Raw genomic sequence first — 24,513 nt, 5'->3', positions numbered from 1 at the left:
TAAAGCGTAAAATTAATACGCGAGTAAAAAAGGCTTCAATAATAGTTCTATAAATACGGCACTTGATATGGACATGGATAAATTTAACAATGAAAAATCCGCCAAGGATAGCGATATCACTCTTTTTGGCATTACCACTTTCCGGAACAAAAACCAGACTTTTGGGATTAAGCTGGACGACCGGCGGCGGCACATGTACGTCATCGGAAAAACCGGCATGGGAAAATCGACGCTTTTGGAAAATATGATTATCGGCGACATCCTGGCCGGGCGGGGAGTGGCGGTTGTTGATCCGCACGGCGATTTGGCGGAAAAGGTTATTGACTTTGTGCCGGCTGAACGGATTAATGACGTCATTTATTTTAATCCGGCGGACATGGAATTCCCGATCGCGTTTAACGTTTTGGAGCGGGTAGAGCCGCACCTTCGGCACTTGGTCGCCTCGGGGTTGATCGGCGTTTTTCAAAAACTTTGGGCCGATTCCTGGGGGCCGAGATTGGAATACATTTTAAGGAATACCATACTCGCGGTTTTGGATTATCCCGGGTCGACGCTACTCGCCGTAACCCGGATGCTTTCGGATAAAGATTTTAGGAAAAAAGTCATCGACAAAATCCAGGATCCGGTGGTAAAAACTTTTTGGGTCAAGGAATTTGCCGGTTACGCCGACAAGTTCGCTTCAGAGGCCGTATCGCCGATCCAAAACAAAGTCGGTCAATTTTTGTCGAGCTCGCTAATAAGAAATATTATCGGCCAGGTTAAGTCCTCGATTGATGTCCGCAAAGTTATGGATGAAGGAAAAATTTTAATCCTTAATTTGTCAAAAGGCAGGATTGGCGAAGATAATTCGGCGCTTTTAGGGAGCATGATGATTACCAAAATCCAGCTCGCGGCCATGAGCCGGGTTGACGTTCCCGAGGCCGATCGGAAGGATTTTTACCTTTATGTCGATGAGTTCCAAAATTTTGCCACTGACAGCTTTGCCAACATTTTGTCCGAAGCCCGGAAATATCATTTAAATCTGATCATGGGCCACCAATATATCGAACAGCTGGGAGATATGGTTAAGGCGGCGGTTTTCGGCAACGTCGGCACATTAGCCGTATTCCGGGTCGGGGCCACGGACGCTGAAGAGCTGGTTAAAGAATTTACTCCGACTTTTACTGAAGAAGATCTGGTTAATTTGCCAAAATATGAAATGTATCTTAAGTTGATGATTGACGGGGTTTCTTCAGACCCGTTTTCGGCCCGCGGACTGCCTCCCTTAAAGGAAATACTGCGCACCCAAAGCACCGGGAAGGTAATCAAGGTTTCCCGGGAGCGGTATTCCAAGAAAAAAAACGAAGTTGAAGAGAAGATTTTCCGCTGGCACGCGTTTGACGAAAAAAAAGAAGAAGGGCCGGCGCCAAGATCCTCTTCAAAGCCGAAAGGGTTTTCTTCCGCCCGGGGACAAAAAAATTCGGCCGGCTCAAATAGCCCAAGGAACGGGCGCGATGAAAAAAAGGCCAAGACCCCGATAAGAGAAGCAAGGGAATCAAACGGCATCCGGGCGAAAGAAATTGCTTTATTGCCTAAGAAGGATGAGCAAAACAGCCGCCAAGAGTCTTCGGCGGGATTTAGGGAGGATAATAAAGAGATTTACAAATACAACGCGGCTTGTTCCCGTTGCGGCAAAGATACTAAAATTTCATTTCCTCCTGACGGGATCCGGCCGGTATTTTGCAAAGAATGCCTTACAGTGATAAAGAAGGAGAAAAATGAAGAAGTCGAGGAGCGAAGGAAGAAAAAACTTCTGGAACTTGCCCGGCTGGAAGAGGTTAGCGGGACTGAAGCCCCTGCGCCAAAAGAAAAACCGCCGGTTAGCGGCTTGAGGTTTGCCGGAACCGAAGGCGAGAGTTGGAAAGAAATTACCTTAAGCGATTTAAAGAATATCGCGCCCATAAAGTTTGGTCACCTGAAAAAAGCCGAACCCGAAGCCGCCGCAAGCTCTAAACCCAGGGAAGGAAATAATCCGAAAGAAGAAAAGAAAATAAAAGCCGGTGAAACGATTAAATTCGACTAAAACAAACTATGCAGTTAAAATCGAGCCTCCATATCCATACCAAAGAAGATTTTTCCGACGGTCACGCTATAAGCTATGATATTTTCGAGCTGATAGACCGCGCGTCAGAGCTCGGATTTGAGGTGCTGGCTTTAACCGGCCACCGCAAGTTCGTTTACCGGGAAGAACACGGCCAGTATGCCCGGTCAAAAGGGATAGTTTTAATTCCGGGGATTGAGCTGGCGATGAAATTTTTTTTCCGCCAAAACCACGTCTTAGTTTTAAACTGCGGCCCGTCAGTCGAGAACGTAAAAAGCTTTACCGAACTGGCCCGGTATAAAAAAGAGAACCCGGAAATTTTTATTATCGCGCCCCACCCAAACTTTAACTTTCTTGCCTCAATGGGCCGGAAGCGGCTTAGGAAATTCATTAATATGTTTGATGCCATTGAGCACAGCTGGTTTTATACGGTTGGAATGAACCGCAACAAGAAGGTGGAAAAAATCGCCCGCGACCACGACCTGCCCTTCATCGCGACGGCCGATATGCATTATTTAAAATATTTTGACACTGATTACTTAATGATCGACGCCGAAGAAAAAAATTCGGCCGCGGTCCTTTGCGCCATCCGGAATGGAAATTATATTAATTGCACCCGGCCTAAGCGTTTACGGAGCCTGGTCCGGACTTTCAGTTTTTTTTATTTAAAATACCTCTTAAAGTATCCCTTAAAGCTTTACCGCCTGCGCCAGGCAAAAGTAGCCGTTCGTGAATAATTTCTCCATAAAAAGGGCATTTTATTGACTAATTTTAGCCATCGCGATAATATCGGCATGAGCGTTATCTGAAAGCCGCTGGATGGCCATTAAACATGCCAGTGAAAAAAATTGATTATCTAAAAGTGGGCAAGGCAACGGACTTGTCCGGATCTGACAAAAAGTTATACCGGGCGCTTGAAATGGTGCCGGGGATTTTTTCTTGGGGAACTTTGGTGATTCTAGTGGTTTTTTCGTTCATAAAGCCGATTTGGGTCGCCTATTTCATTATCGCTTTTGACGTCTATTGGTTATTGCTCGTTGTTTATCTCGGCATTCATCTTTTTGCCTCTTATAAAAAAATGAAAGCCAATCTAAAAGTAGACTGGAAAGAAGCCTGCCGAAAACTTCCGGGCTGGGAAGAGATTTACCATCTGGTAATTTTGCCGACTTATATGGAGTCGGCGGAAGTTATCCGGCCAACTATACAAGCGATAAAGGACGAAGGCTATCCGGCCGAGAAGATGATAGTAGTTTTGGCGGTTGAAGAAAGGGAGGGAGAAGCCGGAGTTTTAAAAGCCGGCATCATCCAAGAGGAATTTTCAAAATATTTCGGCGATTTTTTAATTACTTATCATCCGGACACTCCGGGCGAATTAAAAGGCAAAGGCGCCAATCAGGCTTTCGCGGCGAAAAAAGTTAAGGAAGCAATAATTGACCCGAAGAAAATTAATTACGATAAAATATTAGTGAGTGTTTTTGACGTTGATACAATAATCCATCCGGGTTATTTTTATTGTTTGGCCAAGACTTTTCTAACCGTCCCGGATCCTTACCGGGCTTCTTATCAGCCGATTCCCTTATACCATAATAATGTCTGGCGGGCGCCTTTTTTTGCCCGCGTCGCCGCCTCTTCTAATACTTTTTGGCAGATGATGCAACAGGTGCGGCAGGAAAAATTAGCCACCTATTCTTCTCATTCGATGACCTGGCGGGCTTTGGTAGAAATGGGCTTTTGGTCAACGACCATGGTTTCGGAAGACTCGCGGATTTTTTGGCACGGGTTTTGCTACTACAACGGCGATTACCGCGTTGAACCGCTTTACTTTCCGCTTTCGATGGATGTAACCATGGACATAACTCCCTGGCAAACCATGAAATCGCTTTACCGCCAGCAAAGGCGCTGGGGCTGGGGCGTAGAGAATGTCCCTTATCTTTTTTTCAATTTCATCAAAAATTATAAAAAGGCGCCCAAAGGCAAATATTTAAGCCGCATTTTTGTCCAGCTTTACGGCTTCCATTCCTGGGCGACTAACGCCCTAATCATCGGCGTCATCGGCTGGCTGCCGGTATTCTTCGGCGGCAAGAGTTTTAACGCTATGGTGATTTCGTCCAATTTGCCGTTTGTTACCAGAAGCTTGATGACTGTCGCTATGATAGGATTGGTTTTTTCAGCCGTGGTTTCCACCATGCTTTTGCCGAGCCGGCCGAAAAATTACGGCATCGGAAAAAGCTTAACTATGTTCCTTCAATGGATAATCTTGCCGGTAAGCATTATTGTTTTTGGCTCAATTCCGGGCCTGGAAGCTCAAACGCGTTTGGCGCTCGGGAAATACATGGGGTTTTTTGTTACGCCGAAGGAGAGGTAGGCAGGAGGGGTATTCAATTTCTTACTCGCTCGCTAGCTGAAAAATTCAGGAATGACAAAAAATTTACGGACAAAATTTCAAACTCACCGCCCCGAGGGGGCGTATCAGACAGTGAAATTTTGTTTCCTCAATTTTTTGCCCATTCTATTCTGAATTTTTCAAAAGCTCGCTCATAAAAATTGAATATCCCCAGCCATAAATTTAAAAATGATAATTAATAAATTAACAAAATCTTTAATTGCGCTCGCTTGGTTTTTATTGGTGTTCCAGTTGGTTACGCTTCCGATGCCGCATTACCCGGAAGCGGTGGAAAAAATCACCTACGGCGATAAGGTGGTGCATTTTTTGCTGTTTGGACTGCTTTTTTATTTTATTGCTAATGCTTTTATAAAAAAAGATTTTTCCAAGGCGCCCGAGCGGCAAATAAACCCGCCTCTTCGGCAGACAAGTCGGCAGGCAAGCCCGCCTCTTCGGCGGGCAGGCTGGCGGTGGGCGGTTTATCCGGCGTTTTTTTTCAGTGTTTTCTTTTCATTTTTTACCGAATACCTGCAAATCTATATCCCGGGCCGGACTTCATCTTTACTCGATACGGCCGCGGGCGTAATCGGAATTGTCTTTTTCGTCTGGCTGTTTTGGAAAATAAACGCGCCGAAAAAGCCTAAACTGCTTTTGCATATCTGCTGTGTCGGCTGCGGCGCTTTTACGAGCCGGGAGCTGGGAAAAGAATTTCAGGTTGTCCTGTATTTTTCCAATTCCAATATTTCACCCAAAGAAGAACATGATAAAAGGCTGGAAGAAGCGAAAAAAATCGCCAAAAAATTGAAATTAAAATTAATCACGAGTCCCTATAGGCATAAAGCCTGGCTGAAAAAAGTTCGCGGTTTGGAAAAAGAAAAAGAACGCGGAAAAAGGTGCCTGGTCTGCTATAAGGCCCGCCTGAAAGAAACCGCCCGAGCGGCGAAAAAACTAGGCTTTGAATATTTTACTTCCACGCTGACAATAAGTCCTCATAAAGACGCGAAAGCCATCATGTCCATCGGCGCCGAACTGGAGAAAAAGCATAAAGTAAAGTTTCTCGCCCGGGATTTTAAAGAGAATGACGGCTTTAGGAAATCGTGCGTTTTATCAAAAGAATTAAAACTTTACCGCCAGAATTATTGCGGCTGTGAGTTTTCGATAAGGCCCGGTAAAAAGGGTTAGCCGGTTGCCATATTATTTATTGCGCGATTGTTGCGCGATTCTTGCGCGAATCACTATTTTGTGACATGATGTTAATAGAAGCTAAAAAATATGTTTAATCCTAAATATAAGCTAACTAACAGGATTTTGTCCGACCTTACGGCTATCGCCGAAGCCAAGGGCATAATTGATCGCGCGAAAATACTCCCCCAACAAGAACTACGTTTGCGTCGCCAGGCCATAATCCGTATGACCTACCATTCTACGGAAATAGAAGGCAACCGCCTGAACATGGGCCAGGTTGAAGCTTTATACGCCAAGAAAAAAATAGACGCGCCTGATCGGGATGTTTATGAAGTAAAAAATTATTTGAACGCCTTAAAATATATTGAAAAAGTCGTGGCCTTAAAAAAGCCGATTAACGAAAAAGTAATTTTAAAAATCCATAAATTAGTAACGGATAAAACCCTGGATTCTGAATTTTCCGGCCGCTATCGGCCCGGTCCGATTTATGTAGTGCGCCGGCGGTTCGGCGTGCCGCTGGAAACTCTTTATACCGGCCCGGAAGCCGGGCAAGTGCCAAAACTTATGGCTGATTTCGCCGTTTGGTTAAAAGACAGCGAAGAGAAAGAAATAAATCCGGTGGTCGTTGCCGCGATCGCCCATCTGGAAATCGCGGCTATCCACCCGTTTAACGACGGCAACGGCCGGACGGCCCGCGCTTTGGCCACCTTAATACTTTACGAACGGGGATATGATTTTCGGCGCTTGTTCGCTTTAGAAGATTATTACAATACTGATAGGAAGGCGTATTACAAGGCCATCAATGTAGGAAAAACTTATGACGAGCGGCGCACGGATATTACTTCTTGGCTGGAGTACTTCGTCAAAGGGTTTAAAAAAGAAATTTATGAGGTAAGGGATAAAATATTGGCGTTATCCACCCGTAAGGCCGAGGGAAAAGTTAATGGGCAAATATATCTTACGCCCGAACAGCTAAAAATCATAGATTTTTTGGATCAAGTCGGACGAATCACCGTAAAAGACATAGAAGATATTTTTTCCTGCCCGCGGCGGACGGCCCAGTTGCATCTGCAAAAATTGAAAAAAATAAAAATGATTAAGGCGGTTGGGAAAGGCAAAGCCACTTCCTATATCGCTAACTCCTAGAAGAGTAAAAAAAATGACAAACAGAAAAATAGTAATCGGAATACAAGGTGAAAGCGGTAGTACCAATGAACGGGCGGCCAAAATTTTTGCCGAGAAGCATGGCTGGAAAAATTACGAAATCAAATATTTGATTTCAACAGAAAATGTCTTAAAAGCTTTGGATGGCGGGGAAGTCGACTTTGGGACTTTTGCCTGGGAATCCCGGGCCGGGCTGGTTGATGAAACGCAGGCGGCCATAAAAAAATATAATTATGAAAAAGTCGGCGAAGAAAAACTTCAACTGGACCATGCGCTTTTGTCAGTATCGGAAATTGACAAAAATAAGACCGTCAATATTTACTCCCATCCCCAGGCTTTAAAAGAGCATGCCGCCTTTTTAAAAAAAGAATTTCCTAAATTAAATTTGGTTAAAGAAGCCGATACCGGCCTGGCGGCAAAAAATTTAAGCGAAGGAAAATATCCGAATAATTCTTTGGCCATTTCTTCGATCGTCTGCGCCGAATTGTACGGGCTGGACACCTACTTAAAAGATCTTCCCAGTAATAAGGGTTATTTTGTAGTAATATATTTGGTTAAAAAATGATGGAACAAAATATACACGGCTCCCTGTAATCGTGAAACTAGCTAATTTTTTACAATTTTTTACGATTATATTGACAAAAGAGTGAAAAAAGCAGAAAAATGTATTACGAGGCGTTTAAGGAATTTGGCGCAAAAGGCACTGCCAATATAATGGAATAATAAAAATATAATATCTCAATATGTCTTTCACGCATAACGCTCTAAAATTGACGAATGACAAGAATTTGATTTTCACGGCCATGTCAAAGCATTTATTTTATTTTAGGATGCATATTTCTAAATATGTTTTTGAACAGCATGGCGTGCCGTTAAATCCGTTCATGATATCCGAATATTTTTTATTAGACACGGTTGACCGGGACTTAGTGCGCGAAGGAAATAATAACCTGGTGAAAAGAGCTGATGAAATTTGGGTATTCGGTCCGATCTCTAACGGAGTCCTTGCCGAAATAAAAATCGCCAAAGAGCTTAGCAAGCCGATCAGATATTTTAAAATTGAAAAATCAAAAGAAATTATTCCGGTTCCATTTGAGGAAGTAGAATTTGAGGAAGAGGTTAAGGAGTTTAGGTATGTAGTTAGGGATTAATTTAGATATATGAAAAAGCCAAGCTTAGCGCTTAAAAAGGATAAATATAAATCGGCCCGCGGCGGACATTCGCGGCTTTTAGATGTCCTCTGCCGGAAGTGCGAGAGCCAGATTCTAGTTTATCAAAAAGACGGGCCGGGAAATTTGAAGCGTTTATATTTTGACCGGATTTTTTCTCCCGGCCATCTAACCGGTTTGCAAGCTTTGAATATAAAAGATGTTTCAGCGCTAAAATGCAAAAAATGCGGAGAGATTTTAGGATCGCCATATATTTATCCGAAAGAAAAACGAAAAGCGTTTCGTCTTTACCAGGACGCGGTACTAAAGAGAATTAAAAAGCCATGAAAAATGCGATAATATTACATGGCACCGGAGATTCACCGGACAAATATTGGTTTCCTTGGCTCGAAAAAGAATTGGAAGCCCGGGGATTTGAAGTCTGGCTTCCGGCTTTACCAAATGCCGAATATCCGAATTTAAAAGAATGGCTGCCATATATCCTGGAGAACGGAGAAATAAACGGCGGAACTATTTTGATCGGCCATTCGGCCGGAGCGCAAATCATCTTGAGTGTTTTGGAATACATTAATGTTAAGATAAAAAAAGCCATTTTGGTGTCCGGCTATGCCAAGGCTTTGCGAAAGGATGTGAATGCCTCTAAAGATTCCGAAGAATTTAATTGGGAGAAGATAAAAGAAAAAGCCGGAGAATTTATATTTATTAATTCCGACAACGATCCTTGGGGATGCGATGATAAGCAGGGGAAGATTATGCAGGAACATCTTGGCGGGCGGCTTATTATCCGGCATGACGGGCACATGGGTTCGACTACCTATAATCAGCCGTATAAAGAGTTTCCTTTATTATTGGAACTTATCTAAAATAATAATAACTGGCTGTGAGGTATTGGCCGGAAAATTTAATTTTTTATATTAACAACATGCTTTGGCAAGACATCGTAATAGCAATCGCCTGTATAATTTTTTCAGTGTCGCTTATCCCGCAGATTTATCAGGGCTTCAAAGAAAAGAAGGGGCACATCGCCTACGCCACTTCCGTTCCGACCTTTATCGGCTTGTTCGCCATAACCTACACGTATTTTACTTTGGGTCTGGTTTTTTCGGGAGTAATCAGTTTTATTACCGGAGCACTGTGGCTGACTTTATTTATCCAAAAATTGATTTATAACAAACAGCCTAAATAAATGTCCCATAAGATATTTGACCAAAAAAAATTGTGGAAAGGGAAGTGGGAGGCGGCTGCGCTCAGGGCGGCCAACGGTTTTGCCAAGCGGTGTTTTTTATACTCAAAGAAAAACAGCCGGCATAAAACGCTTCTTGATTTGGGCTGCGGGCTGGGGCAGGATTCGGTTTATTTTGCCAAAAAAGGTTTTCGGGTTACGGCTTTGGATTTTTCCGACGCCTGCCTTTCAAAAATTCCCAAGAATATAAAGAATCTCAAACCGGTTTGCATGAGTCTTGATAATCTTAATTTCAAAAATAACTCCTTTGATATAATTTACGCCCACTTGAGCCTGCATTACTTTGACGGCAAAACCACGGCAAAAATATTCGGCCGGCTTTACGCCATATTAAAAAAGAACGGGTTGATTTTTATCAAATGCAAATCGACCGGCGACGAGCTCTGCGGTAAAGGAAAAAAGATCGGCGCTAATTTATATTACAGGAAAAAGCACCTGCGGCATTTTTTTGATAAGGATTATATGGAATCGACGCTGTCGAGATTCAAAATTATCAGAATAAGAAAAAGCTCTTCGGTCTATAAGCACTACAAATCTAATTATATAGAAGCCATCGCAAAAAAGATTTGATATTGTAAAAATCAAGGGTTTTGGGGTATACTCTAAGAGCTTATATCTAGTACCAAATTATGGATATTTCGCAATATTTTAAGGAGGCGATCGAAAAAAAAGCCTCGGACATTCACTTGGTTTCCGGGAGCATTCCGGCCCTGCGCTTAAACGGCGAGTTATTGAAATTAAACCACAAGCCTTTAGACGGTGAAGTCCTGAAAAAGGCGATTTTTTCTTTGCTTGAGCCGGAAACGATTGAGAAATTTGAAAAGAAAAAGGAGCTTGATTTATCCAAGGAAATTCTCGGGGCGCGCTTCAGGGTTAATTTGCATTACCAGGAAGGCAAGATCGCCTTATCAGGAAGGCTGGTTCCAAAATACGTTCCCAAACCCGAAGAAATCGATTTTAGCGAAGTGCTTTATAAATTGACCCACTTGCAGGACGGCTTGATTCTCGTTACCGGCCCTTCAGGCAATGGAAAATCGACGACGCTCGCCACTATGATCGACGTAATTAACCAGGAAAGAAGATCGCACATCATTACTATTGAAGACCCGATCGAATATTTGTTTGAGGAAAAGCAAAGTATCATCGAACAGCGCGAGGTCGGAGCCGATACGAAAAGCTTCGCCTCGGCCTTGAAATACGCCTTGCGGGAAGATCCGAACGTTATCATGGTAGGCGAGTTGCGCGACTTGGAAACGATTACCGCCTGCCTTACGGCGGCGGAAACCGGACATCTAGTTTTGTCGACCCTGCACACCTCGACGGCGGCGGAAACAATCTCAAGAATTATCGACGTTTTCCCCTCCCACCAGCAGCAAGAAGTCCTTAACATGTTTTCAACCGTGCTTCGGGCGATTATCGCCCAGCAGCTTCTCCCTAAAGTCGGCGGCGGACGAACAGTCTGCCGGGAAATATTATTAAATAACCAGGCGGTGGCGAGCCTCATCCGCAGAAACCAAATCGGGCAGATTTCCAATGTTATCCAGACCAGCCACAAGGAAGGAATGGTAACTATGAACAAAGCCATTGACCGGCTCCTTGACCGGGGGCTGATTACCGATGAAGTCGCCAAAAACCGGAAAAGGAACCTTGAGACCCAAGCCGTGTACTACTAATTTTTGAGTTTACTGCCGCGCCTTTAAAACGGACAGGCTGTTGATTGAATTAAATTTATTTAAACTTATGCTGCCGGACAGATGGAAGGATATTTTAGGAAATATCAAGGACAATTTTAAAGTTGAGGAGGAAGGCGCTTACCGGGTCGATGAGGAAGGCGGCATTGACGTTGAGTTTATTGTTTTTAACGGCCCGCTGGGAAAAATGAGGCTTGAATTTATTTCCAAGCCGGTGGTATTGGACAAGAAAGTAAGTTTTTCTAACCGAATCGGATCCCAAAGCGAGGTTAAATACATCTATAGCGAAGATGAAAAGTCGCATAAATTGATGATTTCCAAATGGGACGAGGGGCAGGACGATTGGGTCGAAGTGGATGCTAAAAATTTTAACTTGGGCTAAGCCGACTTTGTATTTATAATCTAGCCGCCCGAAACTTTCAGCCTCCGGACGCAGACTGATTTATCAAAAAAACGCTAACATCTTAAATCCATATTATGACAAGGAGATCAAAATTCGTAATGTACGTAGTCCTCGTGGGCTTGCTGGCCGCGGTTTCGGCGGTTATTATCACTTCAAGGGGCCAAAATCCGAACTCCGGCTCTTTTAATCAGGCCCTGGCTCCGGTTGATCATGAAAAGCTGGTTCGAGACTACAAAAGAGGCGCCCAGGCGGCAATCGCCGAATATGCCGGCTTAAAAGTGAGAGGGGATTTTACTTTCGATGAAATTGAAAAAGTGAAAAAGGAGCTCTTGGCCCTGAAGGTTCCCGCCGAGTTTAAAGAACTGCACGTCCAATTAGTTCTGGCTTTGACTAAGATTGAAGATTCTCTGGGTTCCGGCGGCTCCGCGGCAAGCGAGGAAGGGCAGAATAAAATCGAACAAGCCAAAGCCTCTTATAGCTGGCTTGAGTAGGCGGACGGCACGCTTAATCCGCCGGCTTAATCAGACGATAAAAAAAATGAAAGCGCCCCAATACATAACATATTTCGCGCCAATTTTAATTTACGCTTTTACCGAGCTCTTGATTTTTTATCCGAAAAATTATTGGGTGTTTTGGGCGGCAATCAATTTAGTTGTTTTTTACTCGGTTTACCGGATCGCGAAAAAAAGCGGCTCGGCCGCCGGAGGGTGGCAGAATTTCGCCATTTTGCCGTTTTGCCTCATAAACAGCGTTATCGCGTACGCCCTGGTACTGGCTAATCCCGCGCTGATTCAGGGGCTTATTTTTCTCGCGATAGTAATAATTTACTTCTACATTAACGCTATATTCTTTTATCATTTTTTTCCCGCCCGCTATAAAAGCTTCCAGATCGAAAGCATTTCTTCTTATGGGAATTTTTTGGCCGTCTTTTTCCTATCTTCAGCCCTCTACGGGATCCAGTCTTTTATCGGCTGGCCGGTTTGGCTGGTTATGATTATTTTGACAATTTTCTTTTTGCTTGTTATATATCAAGTCAACTGGGCCAACAAAGCGGCGATTTCCGATTCAAGCGTTTATATTTTCGTCTTGACTTTAATCCTTGTCGAAATCGCCTGGACGCTTTCATTTCTGCCTTTAAGCTACAGTATTTTAGGGATGATGCTTTCGGCCGGATATTATGTATTAATCGGCATTTCCAAGCATCATCTGCAAGGTACTTTAGAAGGAAAAATTATTAAAACCTACCTTGGGGTGGCGGCCGTCTGCCTGGTTGCCATCCTTCTTTCGGCCCGCTGGATATAGCGGGGCCTCGCGCCGGTTCTTAATTAAATACAGGCTTTAATATGTATAAAAAAATCATAAAAAATAGATTTTTTCAAATCGGCGCGCTGGCCCTGGCCTTTAGCGTGCTGGGCGGAATAGTCTCTTTGGCCGCGGCCAAAAATTATTTTGGCTCGGATTATTTTTACGGGCCGGTTGACGTTTCTTCTTCATTAAATAACGGGAATGTGATAATCCGCGAGCCGAAAAACGTAATTGTCCAGGAAAGCGTAAAGATAAACGAAACCGCCGGATCGGTTTCTGACAGCCTGGCAGGCATATTTAAAAAAAGCGCCAAAACGAAAAACGGAGGGGAATTGAATAAATATTATATTATAAGCCAGGAACAGGCCCAGGGCATCGTCATAACGAGCGACGGGTGGATATTGGCCAAAAATTTCGAAACGGCTGAAAAAAATGTTATCGAAAATTACCAGGTCGTTACCCGCGATAAAAAAGTTTATGATATCAGCCAGGCGGTTTTCGACAAATTAAGCGGCTACGCGTTTTTAAAGATCCAGGCCAACGGGCTTTCAGCGCCGAGCTTTTCTTCGGTTTCCGCCATTTATCCCGGCCTGACGGTTTTAGCGGTAAGCTGGGACGGCATACTTTCTTCGGGAAACGTTGCCGAGGTCAAAAATCCGGGAGGGCAGATAAAATCAAGCGATTATAATCCCAGGGAAATTGTCCTAAACATAACCCCCAGGGATGAATTTAAAGGGACGTTTATTTTTTCCATGGGCGGGGATTTGGCCGGATATATTAACCGCGACGGCCGGATTGAGCATATAAATAATTTTCTTCCGGCGATCCAAAGCCTTTTATCCGTGCACGCGGTTAAGCGCCTCGGCCTGGGAGTTAATTATATCAATTTAAAAGACCTGGTCGGCTATCCGGAAGAAAAAGGCGCCCTTATAGTAAAAAGTTCGGACGGCACGGCGGTTAAAAAAGACAGCCCGGCCGGCGCCGCGGGATTGGCCGAGGGCAGCCTCATACTTTCCGTAAACGGACTGGAAATCGATAAAAATAACGACCTGGAAGCGATTTTAGGGAGTTATAAGATTGGCGATAAAATAAAAGTTAAGGTTTTAGATAAAGGAAAAACCCGGGAGGTGGAAGTAAAGCTGGGAGAATTTAAGTAATATCCGGCTGGCGCGCTTTAAAATCGGCTTTCCGGCCCGGGGCCGATTTTTTTTTGCCTTAATCTGTGCTATAATGGGGTTAATAAATAATCTAGCGGTATGGCGGGCCTGAACCCGCGGATTTTTAGCGCATTGGCCTGCGCGCCGCGGCAGAGTCAGGCAGGCGGGTTTTTTTCAGGGAACTATGACAATCAAGTCAATTCAAGATGTTAAAAATTTAAGCGGCCGGCTGGTTTTTCTCCGGTCTGACCTGAATGTGCCGGTGAAAAAAGGCAAAGTGCTTGATGATTTTAAGATTGCGGCCAGCCTGCCAACCATAGAATATCTTCTCAAACATAACTGCCGGATAATAGCCGCAAGCCATCTGGAACCAATCGGCGGCGAAAAAAACGCGAGCCTTAAAGGAGTCGCGAAAAGGCTCGGTGAACTGCTCGGCGGGAAAGTAAAATTCGTACCGGATTGCATTGGCGAAAAAGCGGAAAAAGAAGCGGAAAAACTTAAACCCGGCGAAATAATCCTCCTTGAAAATTTAAGGATGCATAAAGGCGAGAAAGGGAATGATCCGGAATTCGCTCTGGCTCTCGCGCGGCTGGTTCTAAAATCGGCCGGCCCCAAAACAAAAAAAGTTTCTAGCCGGCCGGCGGGTCAAGCTTCCGCAGACGGCGAACCAGAGGCGCGCGGTATTTATGTTAATGATTCTTTTGCCGTAGATCACCGGAACCATGCTTCGGTAAGCGCCATAAAAAAATTCCTTCCCGCTTACGCCGGGCTTTTGGTTGAAAAAGAAATCGAAAATTTAGAAAAAATCGTCCGGCCGGAAAAACCGGCAACGGCCATAATCGGCGGCGCGAAAATTTCTACCAAAATCGCTTTGATAAACAGCCTATTGCCTAAATACGAATCAATTTTAATCGGCGGGGCCATGGCCAATAATTTTTTTGCCGCCCAAGGGCTGGAAGTGGGAAAGTCCCTGGTTAGCGCCGAAGACGTCGAGCTGGCCAGGAAACTAATCCGCCAGCCGGCCGGGAAAAAGATAATTTTGCCGGCCGACGTCATTGTTTCGGCCGGAAAGGAAAAAGGGGAAATTAGGCATTGCCAGATCGATAAAGTGAAAAAAAATGAATACATATTCGATATCGGCCCGGAAACGATAAGGGCTTACGCGAAAATTATCAAAGGGGCTAAAACCCTAATGTGGAACGGGCCGATGGGGCTTTTTGAAAACCCCCATTTTTCCCAAGGGAGCTTATCAATCGCCAGGCTGGTTGCCAGCCGGGCATCGGGAAAAGCTTTCGCGGCCGTAGGCGGCGGGGAAACCATGGAGGTCTTGGAAAGAAGCAAAATGAAAGAATACATCGACTGGGCCTCATCCGGCGGCGGGGCAATGCTTTCTTATCTGGGCGGGGAAAGAATGCCGGGCCTGGAGGGATTAACCGGGAAATAATTTATTTAAATACCTAAAATTAATCAAAATAACCATTTAACCAATATGCGAAGCAAAAAAAGCTCGGGCTTTACCCTAATTGAATTATTGGTTGTTATATCCATAATCGGATTTCTTTCCACTCTGGCCGTAGTTGCCTTAAAAAGCGCCAGGGAAAGGGCTCGGGACGCGAGAAGAAAAAGCGATCTGACGCTTATTGCCAAAGCGCTTCATATGTATTATGAAAATAATGGCCATTACACGGTCGATAATAGCGGTAGCAACGGAAACGGACAAGGCTGGTTTAGTTATGACTATGACGGAGTAAGCGGCCCCTATGATTCAGTTGCCAAGGAACTAAAGGATTTAGGTTATGTCGGGAGTGTTATTATTGATCCGTCGGGGAATGTTTCTGGCTATAACAGTATCGGCAGTGCTTATATGATTAGAGCCACTGTTACAGGTTTTACCTTATGGACTTCCCTTGAAAACCCTTCGGCTATTGATACTGCCACTCAAAACACCTGCTACTATTCAGACTATAACAACTTTAAGTCCGATAATCCTAATCCGTTTCCCGTTAACCGGCGCATGAATTATTGCGTAAGCTATCAATAAAAAATCAGTATGAGTAGAATTAAAAAAATTGTTGCCCGGGAAATTTTAGATTCGCGGGGAAATCCGACCGTGGAAACCGAGGTCGTTTTAGATAATGGAGTCACGGCTAAGTCAAGCGTCCCGTCCGGCGCTTCAGTCGGCAAATACGAAGCTTTTGAATTGCGGGATAATGACCGGAAGCGCTACGGCGGAATGGGAGTTTTAAAAGCGATAGAGAATGTGAATGATATTATCGGCCCGGAACTTATCGGCATGGACGCCGGCGTCCAGGAAATAATCGACAAACGGATGATTGATTTGGACGGGACCGAAAATAAATGCCGGCTGGGCGCGAACGCCATCCTTTCGGTATCGCTTGCCGTCTGCCGCGCCGGTGCAAAATCAAAAGGACTTCCATTATTCCAGTATATCCAAAAGCATTTTAATTTTAGCCGGCCCAAATTGCCGATCCCCTGCTTTAATATTTTTAACGGCGGCCGGCACGCCGACACTAACCTGGATTTTCAGGAATTTTTAGTTATTCCCGGGCAAACAAAAAAAAGCTTCCGGGAAATGGTTCGGATGGGAGCGGAAATTTTCCATATGCTGGGCAAAGTTTTGCGCGAAGCCGGGTTTGATACCGACGTCGGAGCCGAGGGCGGATACGCGCCGGACATGCACTCTTCTATCCAGGCCATTGAATTGATTTTAGCCGCCGGAGTAAGGGCCGGCTATAACCCGGGAAAGGATTTTGGCCTTGGGATTGACGTCGGCTCTTCGGCCATCTACAACAAAAAAACCGGAAAATATATTTTTAAGCTGGACCAGTCAAATTTTACCGGCGCGACTTTGACCGGGCTTTATTATGAATGGTTTAGAAAATATCCGCTCGTCTATTTGGAAGACGGATTATCGGAAGACGACTTTTCCGGCTGGAAGGAATTGAACCGGGAGCTGGGGCGCGAGATGATGGTGGTTGGCGATGATTTATTCGCCACCAGCATCCACCGCCTAAGACAGGGCTTAAAAGAAAAAGCGGCCAACGCGATAATAATTAAGCCCAACCAGGCCGGCACCTTAACCGAAACTATTGATTGCATAAAATTGGCGCAAAGCCACGCCTTAAAAATTATCATATCTCACCGTTCGGGCGAAACGACCGATGATTTTATATCGGATCTGGCGGCCGCGGCCGGCGCTGATTATATCAAAGCCGGATCGCTCTCGCGCGGCGAAAGGGTTGCCAAATATAACCGGCTGATGGAAATCGAAAACAAACTATGATAAATCCGGAAAAACCGAAAAACAAAAATAATCCGCCCATGATCTTGGTAATATTGGACGGCTGGGGAATTAATAAGCCTTCAAGAGGCAATGCCATCACCCTTGCCAAAACCCCGGTTATGACCGGCCTCCAAAAAAAATATCCATACACGCTTCTAAAAGCATCGGGAAAAGCGGTCGGTCTGCCGCCCCAGCAAGCGGGAAATTCAGAAGCCGGGCACTTAAATTTAGGCGCCGGGCGGCTTGTCGAGCAGGACGCGGTAGCCATTTCCAAAAGCATTAATCAGGGGACTTTCTTTAAAAACCCGGCATTTCTCGAAGCCATAAAAAATGCCAAGGAAAAAAATTCCAATCTGCATCTTATGGGCATGCTTTCAAACGGCATGAGCGCCCACAGCGATCCGGACCATCTTTTAGCCCTGATAACTTTCTGCCGGCTCCAAAAAGTAAAAAACGTCTGCCTTCACTTATTTACCGACGGCCGCGACTCTCCTAAATACGCCGGCCTGAAACTAATCCAGGATTTAAGGAAATGCTTCAAAAACGGCGAAGTAATCGCGACTATAATCGGCCGGTATTATGCCATGGACCGCAAGAAAAAATGGTCCAATACCGAAAAAGCTTATAACGCTTTGGTTTTAGGGGAAGGAAGGAAAGCCGAAAGCGCCGAACAAGCCATAACCGAAAGCTACAACCGCGGCGACTCGGATGAATTTATAGAACCCTATGTCATTACGGACAAGGGCAAGCCAACTCCCCGGATTAGAGACAATGACAGCATTATTTTTTTCAACCTGCGGTCTGACCGGGCGCGCCAGCTTTCAAAAGTTTTTGTCCAAAAGCATTTTTGCCAGATGAACGCGAAATGCTTTATCCCGAAAAAGGCGCCAAAAAATTTGGTTTTTATCGCCATGACCGATTTTGGCCCGGATTTGGGAAATATTCTTTCCGCTTTCCCAAGCATTGACGTAAAAGAGACCCTGCCGATGGTTTTAAAAAATATAAGCCAGGCCTATATCGCCGAGACGGAAAAATACGCCCACGTCACTTATTTTTTTAACGGCGGATATTCGGGCAAAGTGAACGGGGAAGACCAGATTATGATCCCTTCGCCGGACGTTAAATCCTATGACGCTACCCCGGCGATGAGCTCGGCGGCCCTTACCGAGCTGGTATTAAATAATCTCAAGGCTGGAAAATACGATTTTACGGTTCTGAATTTTGCCGCGCCAGACATGATCGGCCACACCGGAAACTTAAAAGCCGGGATCGAATGCGTAAGCGCGGTTGACGGCTTTCTCGGGAAGATTGTTGAAGCCTATTTAAAAGTTAAAGGAACGGTTTTGGTAACCGCGGACCACGGCAACGTAGAATCAATGATTAATTTAAAAACCGGAGAAATCGATACCGAGCACAGCACGAGCCCAGCGCCTTTTATTTTAGTGAGCGACAGCCATCTAAAAACCCGCTTGAAAGACAATGGAATCCTGGGAGACGTCGCGCCGACCATACTTCAATTATTGGATATAAGAAAACCGGCGCAAATGAAGGGAAAATCGCTAATAATATAACTCGTAATATAAATTGGTTGTAAAAATTTTTGCAATCGGCTATTATTCTAACTGGAACCAGGAACTGGTTTTAAAGAGGAATTAACGAAAGAAATTTTATTTATTATGGCCAAACAAAATAGCCGGCCAAAGCCGGTAGTGCTTGTTGTTTTGGACGGCTGGGGAGTAAGCCAGCCATATTCAGGCAACGCCATCAGCCAGGCAAAAACTGAAAATTTTAACGAGCTTATCGCCCACTATCCTTCCGCGACTTTAATGGCGTCGGGCGAGGCGGTCGGGTTGCCTTGGGGCGAAGCGGGAAATTCGGAAGTCGGGCATCTTAATTTAGGCCTGGGGAGAGTTGTCTATCAGGACTTGCCGCGGATTAACAAAGCCATCAACAACAATAGTTTTTTCGAAAATAAAGCATTGAACGAAGCAATTGAACACGCGAAAAAAAATAATTCCAAACTCCATCTCATGGGGCTTTTGTCAAACGGCGGAGTCCATGCCTCAATCGACCACTTAACCGCTCTCCTGGCTTTAGCCAAAGAAAAAAAAATCGACCGGGTTTATATCCACGCCTTTTTGGACGGGCGCGATACGGCTTTTAATTCGGGCCTGGCTTTTATAGAGGAACTGCAAAAAACCATTGCCGAATACGGCCGGGGAAAAATCGCTTCGCTTTCCGGCCGGTTTTACGCCATGGACCGCGACAACCATTGGGACCGGGTCGAAAAAGCCTACCGGGCTATGGCTTTAGGGAAAGGAAAAACCGCCGCCGATCCGGTTAAAGCCATTGCCGAAAGCTATGATAAAAAAATTTACGACGAGGAATTCGTCCCGACGGTAATTACCGATGCCGAAGGAAAGCCGGAAGGAAAAATTGAAGACCATGACGCGGTCATATTTTTCAATTTCCGCCCGGATCGGGCCCGGGAAATTACCAAAGCCCTTACTTTGCCCGCTTTCAATAAATTCAGCCGGCCAGCGATAAATGATTTGTATTTCGCCGGCTTTACCGAATACGAAAAGGAACTGCCGGCCGGCGTGGCTTTTAGCGAAGAGCCGGTAAAGAACACTTTGGGCGAGGTGATTTCCAAGGCGGGCTTAAAACAGCTGCGGATCGCCGAGACGGAAAAATACGCCCACGTCACTTATTTTTTTAACGGCGGCCGCGAGGAAAAGGGAGAGGGTGAGGATCATGTATTAGTCCCTTCGCCGCGGATCGACTCTTATGATCTGAAGCCGGAAATGTCGGCTTTTGCGTTAACCAAAAAAGTTGAAGAAGCTATTGAGGGCGGCGCTTATGACTTTATTCTGATAAATTACGCCAATGCCGATATGGTCGGCCACACCGGCAACCTGAAAGCGGCGGAAAAAGCCGTCTTGGCCGTTGATAAGTGCCTAAAATCCCTTACCCGGGCGGTTTTGAAAAGCGGGGGAGTCATGGTAATTACCGCCGATCACGGCAATGCCGAATCGATGTTTAACATGCAAACCGGAACGATGGAAAAAGAGCATTCAACCAATCCGGTCCCTTTTATTTTAGTAGGAAAGGAATTTGAAGGGAAAACTATCGGCGGCCAGGATACGATAGGCGGCGACTTGACCTTAATGAAGCCGCAGGGAATTTTGTCCGATGTCGCCCCAACCATAATAAAAATAATGGGCTTGGCTAAGCCCAAAGAGATGACCGGAAGGTCTTTGATTTAGTAAATTTTGTTTTTATATAATGAAGATCTCTTAAACGTAGGAAAGGAAATAAAATCCCAAGAGGCTTACGCTTAACCCTAAAATCGCTCCGGCCGCCACTTGCGCCGGCGTATGTCCGATTTTTTCCAAAAGCCGGGGATAATTCCGGTCAAGCAAATCGTCTTCTTTTAAGTCATTGACCAGGACGTTTAGGACTTTTCCCTGGGCGCCAAGATACTGCCGGAGGCCGAAGGCGTCTCTTATGATAAAAGCGGCCAGGACGAAACTGACGGCAAAAATCGGCGAACCAAGGCCTTCTTTCAAGGCGACAATTGTCGCTAGCGAAGAAACGATGGCCGTGTGCATGGAAGGCATGCCCGAATAGGCAAAAAGGTTGTGCCAGGTAAGCCGGTAATTATTGGTGCGGATAAAAAATTTGATAAATTGGGCCATAAGGCCGGCCAGAATCGGGAGCAGTAAAACATCGTACATGTTTGTTAACATTCGGATTATATTTGCCAGACAGCCCTTGCTTCAAAAATTACAAATATAATCCAATTGCGCTAGAAGTAATAAACTATTATTATTATACCATAGCAGGATAAAAACGCCATGTCTTTAGCCGATGACTTAATAAAATCAAAAGCCGCCAAAAGCCCGGCGGTTATATCGGTTTGCCGGATTTCGCGCCTTTTGATAAAATACTGGTATCCGCGGCGGCCGAAAAAGCGCCCGCAAACCTGCTTAAGCAATTAAAGGCGGGCGGACGGATGGTAAGCATGAAGATTAAAAATTTTTATTTTCAAATATGGCAAAAAAAATTATTCTAGTTATTTTTATATTAGCCGCCGCCGGGTTAGGCTTTGGCTGGCAAAAGTTTAACCGCCCGGCTGACCCTAACGGCGCGGACCAGGCTTTTACCATTAAAGAAGGCGAGGGCGTGCACCAAATCAGCCAAAACCTTCTTGGCCAAAAATTAATTAAGTCCAAGTTTGATTTTGAAACTTACATTTGGCTGAAAAAATGGGGGAGTAAATTCAAAGCCGGCGATCACCGCTTAAGCCCTAAATTAAATATCAGGGAGATCGCCAATACTTTAGTCAAGGGAACGACAATCAGCCGCGAAACCGATATCCGGATAATCGAAGGCTGGAATTTAAAAGAAATCGGAAAATACCTGATTAAGAACGGCTTGGCGGCGGAAACCGGATTTGAAGAATTTGCCGCGAAAAAAGCCGGCTACTGGGCCAGCGGGCCGGCGGAAAAATTGTTATTTTTAAAAGACGTTCCGAGCGAAGCCGGGCTGGAAGGCTATCTTTTCCCGGACACTTACCGGATTTTTAAGGATTCGGGCCTGGAAGATATCGCGGTAAAAATGCTTTCCAATTTCGAGAAAAAATTAACGCCGGAAATGCGCGCGGAAATAAAAAGCCAGGGAAAAACTTTGCCCCAAATTATTACCATGGCGTCTTTAATCGAAAAGGAAGTCCGCACCCCCGAAGACATGAAAATTGTTTCCGGGATTTTTTGGGACCGGATAAAAATCGGCCAGCCGCTCCAGTCCTGCGCGACGCTTGCCTATATTTTAGGGGTCAACAAAGACCAGTATTCCCAAGCCGATACCCAAATCGATTCGCCGTATAACACCTATAGAAATAAAGGCCTTCCGCCCGGGCCGATTGCCAATCCGGGCTTAAACGCGATTAAAGCCGCGATTTACCCGACGGCTACCGATTATAATTATTTTTTGACGGCCGAGGTTAATGGCGAAGATAAGGTAATTTATTCAAAAACTTTTGACGAACACGTGCGGAACAAGGGAATTTATTTGAAGTAATAGAAAATTGGCGCGATAAGAAAAAACCGCCTCATTTTTCGGGGCAGTTTTTATTTGTATTAAAATTAGCGGCTATGATATAATTGGATTATATGAAGGTGAAGATTTTCATCAGTTTTTTTATCGTGGCCGGCGTTTTTAGCGTTTGGTTTTTTAATGCCGATTCAGGAAATGATAAAGCCGCCCAGGGAGCCGGATTGGCCGAATACGAACCGGGGCAGATACTGGTAAAATTTAAATCCGCCAAAGAAGCAGTGAAAGTATTTTTGGCCCCTTCGGAAAGCGTGGAAGAGGCTGTCCGCCAATATAAAAAGAATCCGGAAGTGGAGAGCGCCGAGCCGAATTACACATACCGGGCGGTGATTATCCCGTCCGACCCTTTTTACGGCGAACAATGGTATTTAAAAAAAATAAAGGCCCAAGAAGCCTGGGATAGAAAGCGCGAAAGCCCGAACGTAACCATAGCGATAATCGATTCCGGCGTCCAAATCACCCATCCGGATTTGGCGGAAAATATTTACGCCAACCCGGACGAAATCGCGGGCAATAAAATTGACGACGACCATAACGGCTATATTGACGACGTGAACGGCTGGGATTTTGTAAACAATGTTTCTGACCCGTCGCCTAAATTTAAGCCGGGCTTTACCGAGGGCGGGGTAAACCACGGAACGATCGTGGCCGGGATCGCGGCCAGCGCGGGCAATAACGCGACCGGAATCGCCGGCGTAACCTGGCGGGCGAAGATTATGCCTTTAAAAGTATTGGACGATGCCGGGCAGGGAAACACCTTAAGCGTAATTAAGGCCATAGATTATGCCATTTCCAAGGGCGCCAATATTTTAAATTTCAGCTTTGTCGGCTTCGGGTATTCAGAAGCTTTGAATGAGGCGATAAAGCGGGCCCATGATGCCGGCGTATTGGTAGTGGCCGCCGCCGGAAACGAGTCTGAAGACGGCCAGGGATTTTTTTTGGATCAGACTCCCATGTACCCGGTTTGCCACGACGGCCCGAACGGAGAAAATTGGGTAATCGGCGTGGCGGCTGTTGATTCCATCGACCAAAAATCTAAATTTTCCAGCTTTGGCTTTAAGTGCATCGACTTGTCCGCTCCGGGCGAGAGCGTTTTTTCGACCGTGGTTTATAACCCGTCCGCCTCTATCGGCGAAAAATTTTTCAACAGCTATTATGAAGGCTACTGGTCCGGAACTTCGGTAGCCGCGCCCCAGGTTTCCGGCGCGCTGGCCCTTCTTTTGGAAGTTAATTACGGCTTGTCGCGGAAAGACGCGGTTAATCTTTTGCTGGACAATACCGATAACATCAGCCGGGTGAATCCGGCTTTCTTGGGCCAGCTCGGCCGGGGGAGGTTAAACGTCTTGAATCCGCTTGATTTGGCGCTCGCCCAGCTTAACTCTTTTTCCGGCGATATTGTTACCGCGCCTTTGGCGGGCTTGCCGGCTAATTTGAAAATTTCCAACAGAGACGGCGAAAAAATCAGCGAGTTTCCGGTTTTTAACCAAAGTTTCCGCGGCGGAGTGAGTTTAGCTTCGGGCGACATTGACGGCGACGGAAAAGACGAAATAATAGCCGGCGCGGGCGCCGGCGGCGGCCCGCACGTCCAAATTTTTTCCGCCGATGGAAAATTAAAAAGGCAATTTTTCGCTTACGCCCCGGGCTTCCGCGGCGGAGTGAACGTCGCGGCGGGCGACATTGACGGCGACGGCATAAAAGAAATCATCACCGGGCCGGGAAAGGGCGGCGGCCCGCACGTCCGGATTTTTGACGGCTCGGGAAAAGTCCGCCTCCAGTTTTTTTCTTATGACAAAAAATTCACCGGCGGAGTGAACGTCGCGGCGGGCGACATTGACGGCGACAATGCCACGGAGATTATTACCGGGCCCGGCGCCGGCGGCGGCCCGCACGTTCGGATTTTCGACCGGGCCGGAAGATTAAAAGGCCAGTTTTTCGCCTATGACCAAAAATTCCGGGGCGGAGTCCGAATCGCCGTTGGCAACGCCTACAATTTATCCCGCAAAGGCTATCCCCAAATTATTACCGCTCCGGGGCCGGGCATGCCTTCGCAAATAAAAATTTTTGACAACACCAAGATGCTTTCCTTTTTCTTCGCCTATACCCAAAGTTTCCGCGGCGGAGTGAGTTTAGCTTCAGGCGATATAAATAACGACGGACTTTCGGAAATTATAACCGGCGCCGGCCCGGGCGGCGCGCCGCACGTGCGTTCCTTCACTTCCGGAGGAGTGCTTTTGGGATCCTATTACGCCCTCGCGGCGGATTTTAACCAGGGGGTTAATGTGGGGTATATTAAGATAGCTAAGTAAAAGATATT

General features: G+C 45.6%; 24 protein-coding genes and 1 pseudogene. 24 read left to right on the top strand and 1 reads right to left on the bottom strand.

All coding sequences use genetic code 11. The annotated features are described in order from the left end of the window. The first annotated feature begins 67 nt into the window (after positions 1-67). The 21 genes from WC715_00885 to gpmI (WC715_00785) all read left to right on the top strand — a co-directional run bounded on the left by WC715_00885 (position 68) and on the right by gpmI (WC715_00785) (position 20,350). Positions 68-2,062, top strand: coding sequence for a CxxC-x17-CxxC domain-containing protein (locus WC715_00885; protein MFA6171005.1), 1,995 nt, complete (start codon positions 68-70; stop codon positions 2,060-2,062). 8 nt (positions 2,063-2,070) lie between these two features. Beyond that, positions 2,071-2,817 carry a PHP domain-containing protein gene (locus WC715_00880; protein ID MFA6171004.1) on the top strand — a complete coding sequence of 249 codons (747 nt, stop codon included), beginning with the start codon at positions 2,071-2,073 and terminating at the stop codon, positions 2,815-2,817. Between the two features lie 95 nt (positions 2,818-2,912). Further along, positions 2,913-4,445, top strand: coding sequence for a glycosyltransferase family 2 protein (locus WC715_00875; GenBank protein ID MFA6171003.1), 1,533 nt, complete (start codon positions 2,913-2,915; stop codon positions 4,443-4,445). 207 nt (positions 4,446-4,652) lie between these two features. Next, a complete protein-coding gene (locus tag WC715_00870) occupies positions 4,653-5,645 on the top strand; it encodes an epoxyqueuosine reductase QueH (protein ID MFA6171002.1) in 993 nt (330 codons plus the stop codon). Between the two features lie 90 nt (positions 5,646-5,735). Continuing rightward, positions 5,736-6,794 (top strand): Fic family protein, encoded by a 1,059-nt coding sequence (locus tag WC715_00865; GenBank protein MFA6171001.1) that lies wholly within the window; start codon positions 5,736-5,738, stop codon positions 6,792-6,794. Between the two features lie 13 nt (positions 6,795-6,807). Then, on the top strand, positions 6,808-7,377 hold the full coding sequence (locus WC715_00860) for a prephenate dehydratase domain-containing protein (protein ID MFA6171000.1): 570 nt from the start codon (positions 6,808-6,810) through the stop codon (positions 7,375-7,377). 178 nt (positions 7,378-7,555) lie between these two features. Next, positions 7,556-7,963 carry a hypothetical protein gene (locus tag WC715_00855; GenBank protein ID MFA6170999.1) on the top strand — a complete coding sequence of 136 codons (408 nt, stop codon included), beginning with the start codon at positions 7,556-7,558 and terminating at the stop codon, positions 7,961-7,963. A gap of 9 nt (positions 7,964-7,972) precedes the next feature. After that, positions 7,973-8,308, top strand: coding sequence for a hypothetical protein (locus tag WC715_00850; GenBank protein ID MFA6170998.1), 336 nt, complete (start codon positions 7,973-7,975; stop codon positions 8,306-8,308). Next, positions 8,305-8,844 (top strand): alpha/beta hydrolase, encoded by a 540-nt coding sequence (locus tag WC715_00845; protein MFA6170997.1) that lies wholly within the window; start codon positions 8,305-8,307, stop codon positions 8,842-8,844. Before WC715_00850 ends, WC715_00845 begins: the two co-directional genes overlap by 4 nt. 59 nt (positions 8,845-8,903) lie before the next feature. Continuing rightward, entirely contained in the window at positions 8,904-9,167 is a 264-nt protein-coding gene (locus WC715_00840) for a hypothetical protein (protein MFA6170996.1), read from the top strand. Continuing rightward, positions 9,168-9,794: a class I SAM-dependent methyltransferase gene (locus WC715_00835; GenBank protein MFA6170995.1), complete on the top strand. Its 627-nt coding sequence runs from the start codon at positions 9,168-9,170 to the stop codon at positions 9,792-9,794. A 59-nt stretch (positions 9,795-9,853) separates the two neighbouring features. Further along, positions 9,854-10,897: a PilT/PilU family type 4a pilus ATPase gene (locus WC715_00830; GenBank protein ID MFA6170994.1), complete on the top strand. Its 1,044-nt coding sequence runs from the start codon at positions 9,854-9,856 to the stop codon at positions 10,895-10,897. A 67-nt stretch (positions 10,898-10,964) separates the two neighbouring features. Further along, positions 10,965-11,297 carry a hypothetical protein gene (locus tag WC715_00825; protein MFA6170993.1) on the top strand — a complete coding sequence of 111 codons (333 nt, stop codon included), beginning with the start codon at positions 10,965-10,967 and terminating at the stop codon, positions 11,295-11,297. 95 nt (positions 11,298-11,392) lie between these two features. Then, positions 11,393-11,809, top strand: a complete 417-nt coding sequence (locus WC715_00820) for a hypothetical protein (GenBank protein ID MFA6170992.1) — start codon at positions 11,393-11,395, stop codon at positions 11,807-11,809. Between the two features lie 46 nt (positions 11,810-11,855). Next, complete coding sequence (locus WC715_00815; protein ID MFA6170991.1) at positions 11,856-12,620, top strand: hypothetical protein; 765 nt, start codon at positions 11,856-11,858, stop codon at positions 12,618-12,620. A gap of 41 nt (positions 12,621-12,661) precedes the next feature. Then, positions 12,662-13,780: a PDZ domain-containing protein gene (locus WC715_00810; GenBank protein ID MFA6170990.1), complete on the top strand. Its 1,119-nt coding sequence runs from the start codon at positions 12,662-12,664 to the stop codon at positions 13,778-13,780. A 184-nt stretch (positions 13,781-13,964) separates the two neighbouring features. Next, the gene (locus WC715_00805) at positions 13,965-15,224 is read left to right on the top strand and encodes a phosphoglycerate kinase (protein ID MFA6170989.1); all 1,260 of its coding nucleotides are present in this window, start codon (positions 13,965-13,967) and stop codon (positions 15,222-15,224) included. A 45-nt stretch (positions 15,225-15,269) separates the two neighbouring features. Further along, positions 15,270-15,821: a prepilin-type N-terminal cleavage/methylation domain-containing protein gene (locus WC715_00800; protein ID MFA6170988.1), complete on the top strand. Its 552-nt coding sequence runs from the start codon at positions 15,270-15,272 to the stop codon at positions 15,819-15,821. 9 nt (positions 15,822-15,830) lie between these two features. Then, on the top strand, positions 15,831-17,084 hold the full coding sequence (eno, locus tag WC715_00795; GenBank protein ID MFA6170987.1) for a phosphopyruvate hydratase: 1,254 nt from the start codon (positions 15,831-15,833) through the stop codon (positions 17,082-17,084). Next, positions 17,081-18,655: a 2,3-bisphosphoglycerate-independent phosphoglycerate mutase gene (gpmI, locus tag WC715_00790; protein ID MFA6170986.1), complete on the top strand. Its 1,575-nt coding sequence runs from the start codon at positions 17,081-17,083 to the stop codon at positions 18,653-18,655. Before eno ends, gpmI (WC715_00790) begins: the two co-directional genes overlap by 4 nt. Positions 18,656-18,760: 105 nt before the next feature. Further along, the gene (gene gpmI / locus WC715_00785) at positions 18,761-20,350 is read left to right on the top strand and encodes a 2,3-bisphosphoglycerate-independent phosphoglycerate mutase (protein MFA6170985.1); all 1,590 of its coding nucleotides are present in this window, start codon (positions 18,761-18,763) and stop codon (positions 20,348-20,350) included. Between the two features lie 30 nt (positions 20,351-20,380). On the opposite strand, the gene WC715_00780 is transcribed toward gpmI (WC715_00785), so the two are convergent. Continuing rightward, positions 20,381-20,821 (bottom strand): divergent PAP2 family protein, encoded by a 441-nt coding sequence (locus WC715_00780; GenBank protein ID MFA6170984.1) that lies wholly within the window; start codon positions 20,819-20,821, stop codon positions 20,381-20,383. Positions 20,822-20,991: 170 nt separating this feature from the next. Here WC715_00780 and WC715_00775 point away from each other — a divergent pair. From WC715_00775 to WC715_00765, 3 genes and pseudogenes are all read left to right on the top strand, one after another. Beyond that, positions 20,992-21,105 (top strand): annotated as a pseudogene (locus WC715_00775) (protein-L-isoaspartate(D-aspartate) O-methyltransferase). A 32-nt stretch (positions 21,106-21,137) separates the two neighbouring features. After that, entirely contained in the window at positions 21,138-22,166 is a 1,029-nt protein-coding gene (gene mltG / locus WC715_00770) for an endolytic transglycosylase MltG (GenBank protein MFA6170983.1), read from the top strand. 92 nt (positions 22,167-22,258) lie between these two features. Further along, a complete protein-coding gene (locus WC715_00765) occupies positions 22,259-24,505 on the top strand; it encodes a S8 family serine peptidase (GenBank protein MFA6170982.1) in 2,247 nt (748 codons plus the stop codon). The last annotated feature ends 8 nt before the right edge of the window (positions 24,506-24,513 follow it).

The organism is Patescibacteria group bacterium, assembly GCA_041661505.1.
Classification (GTDB): Bacteria; Patescibacteriota; Patescibacteriia; order Patescibacteriales; family JBAZCA01; genus JBAZCA01.
Note: the sequence above shows the minus strand (reverse complement) of the source record. Positions and strands in the feature narration are given on the sequence as shown.

Excerpts from the sequence above, each read along its gene's own strand:
- WC715_00885 (MFA6171005.1), top strand. The coding sequence starts at position 68 with ATGGACATGGATAAATTTAACAATGAAAAATCCGCCAAGGATAGCGAT.
- WC715_00880 (MFA6171004.1), top strand. The coding sequence starts at position 2,071 with ATGCAGTTAAAATCGAGCCTCCATATCCATACCAAAGAAGATTTTTCC.
- WC715_00875 (MFA6171003.1), top strand. The coding sequence starts at position 2,913 with ATGCCAGTGAAAAAAATTGATTATCTAAAAGTGGGCAAGGCAACGGAC.
- WC715_00870 (MFA6171002.1), top strand. The coding sequence starts at position 4,653 with ATGATAATTAATAAATTAACAAAATCTTTAATTGCGCTCGCTTGGTTT.
- WC715_00865 (MFA6171001.1), top strand. The coding sequence starts at position 5,736 with ATGTTTAATCCTAAATATAAGCTAACTAACAGGATTTTGTCCGACCTT.
- WC715_00860 (MFA6171000.1), top strand. The coding sequence starts at position 6,808 with ATGACAAACAGAAAAATAGTAATCGGAATACAAGGTGAAAGCGGTAGT.
- WC715_00855 (MFA6170999.1), top strand. The coding sequence starts at position 7,556 with ATGTCTTTCACGCATAACGCTCTAAAATTGACGAATGACAAGAATTTG.
- WC715_00850 (MFA6170998.1), top strand. The coding sequence starts at position 7,973 with ATGAAAAAGCCAAGCTTAGCGCTTAAAAAGGATAAATATAAATCGGCC.
- WC715_00845 (MFA6170997.1), top strand. The coding sequence starts at position 8,305 with ATGAAAAATGCGATAATATTACATGGCACCGGAGATTCACCGGACAAA.
- WC715_00840 (MFA6170996.1), top strand. The coding sequence starts at position 8,904 with ATGCTTTGGCAAGACATCGTAATAGCAATCGCCTGTATAATTTTTTCA.
- WC715_00835 (MFA6170995.1), top strand. The coding sequence starts at position 9,168 with ATGTCCCATAAGATATTTGACCAAAAAAAATTGTGGAAAGGGAAGTGG.
- WC715_00830 (MFA6170994.1), top strand. The coding sequence starts at position 9,854 with ATGGATATTTCGCAATATTTTAAGGAGGCGATCGAAAAAAAAGCCTCG.
- WC715_00825 (MFA6170993.1), top strand. The coding sequence starts at position 10,965 with ATGCTGCCGGACAGATGGAAGGATATTTTAGGAAATATCAAGGACAAT.
- WC715_00820 (MFA6170992.1), top strand. The coding sequence starts at position 11,393 with ATGACAAGGAGATCAAAATTCGTAATGTACGTAGTCCTCGTGGGCTTG.
- WC715_00815 (MFA6170991.1), top strand. The coding sequence starts at position 11,856 with ATGAAAGCGCCCCAATACATAACATATTTCGCGCCAATTTTAATTTAC.
- WC715_00810 (MFA6170990.1), top strand. The coding sequence starts at position 12,662 with ATGTATAAAAAAATCATAAAAAATAGATTTTTTCAAATCGGCGCGCTG.
- WC715_00805 (MFA6170989.1), top strand. The coding sequence starts at position 13,965 with ATGACAATCAAGTCAATTCAAGATGTTAAAAATTTAAGCGGCCGGCTG.
- WC715_00800 (MFA6170988.1), top strand. The coding sequence starts at position 15,270 with ATGCGAAGCAAAAAAAGCTCGGGCTTTACCCTAATTGAATTATTGGTT.
- eno (MFA6170987.1), top strand. The coding sequence starts at position 15,831 with ATGAGTAGAATTAAAAAAATTGTTGCCCGGGAAATTTTAGATTCGCGG.
- gpmI (MFA6170986.1), top strand. The coding sequence starts at position 17,081 with ATGATAAATCCGGAAAAACCGAAAAACAAAAATAATCCGCCCATGATC.
- gpmI (MFA6170985.1), top strand. The coding sequence starts at position 18,761 with ATGGCCAAACAAAATAGCCGGCCAAAGCCGGTAGTGCTTGTTGTTTTG.
- WC715_00780 (MFA6170984.1), bottom strand. The coding sequence starts at position 20,821 with ATGTACGATGTTTTACTGCTCCCGATTCTGGCCGGCCTTATGGCCCAA.
- mltG (MFA6170983.1), top strand. The coding sequence starts at position 21,138 with ATGGCAAAAAAAATTATTCTAGTTATTTTTATATTAGCCGCCGCCGGG.
- WC715_00765 (MFA6170982.1), top strand. The coding sequence starts at position 22,259 with ATGAAGGTGAAGATTTTCATCAGTTTTTTTATCGTGGCCGGCGTTTTT.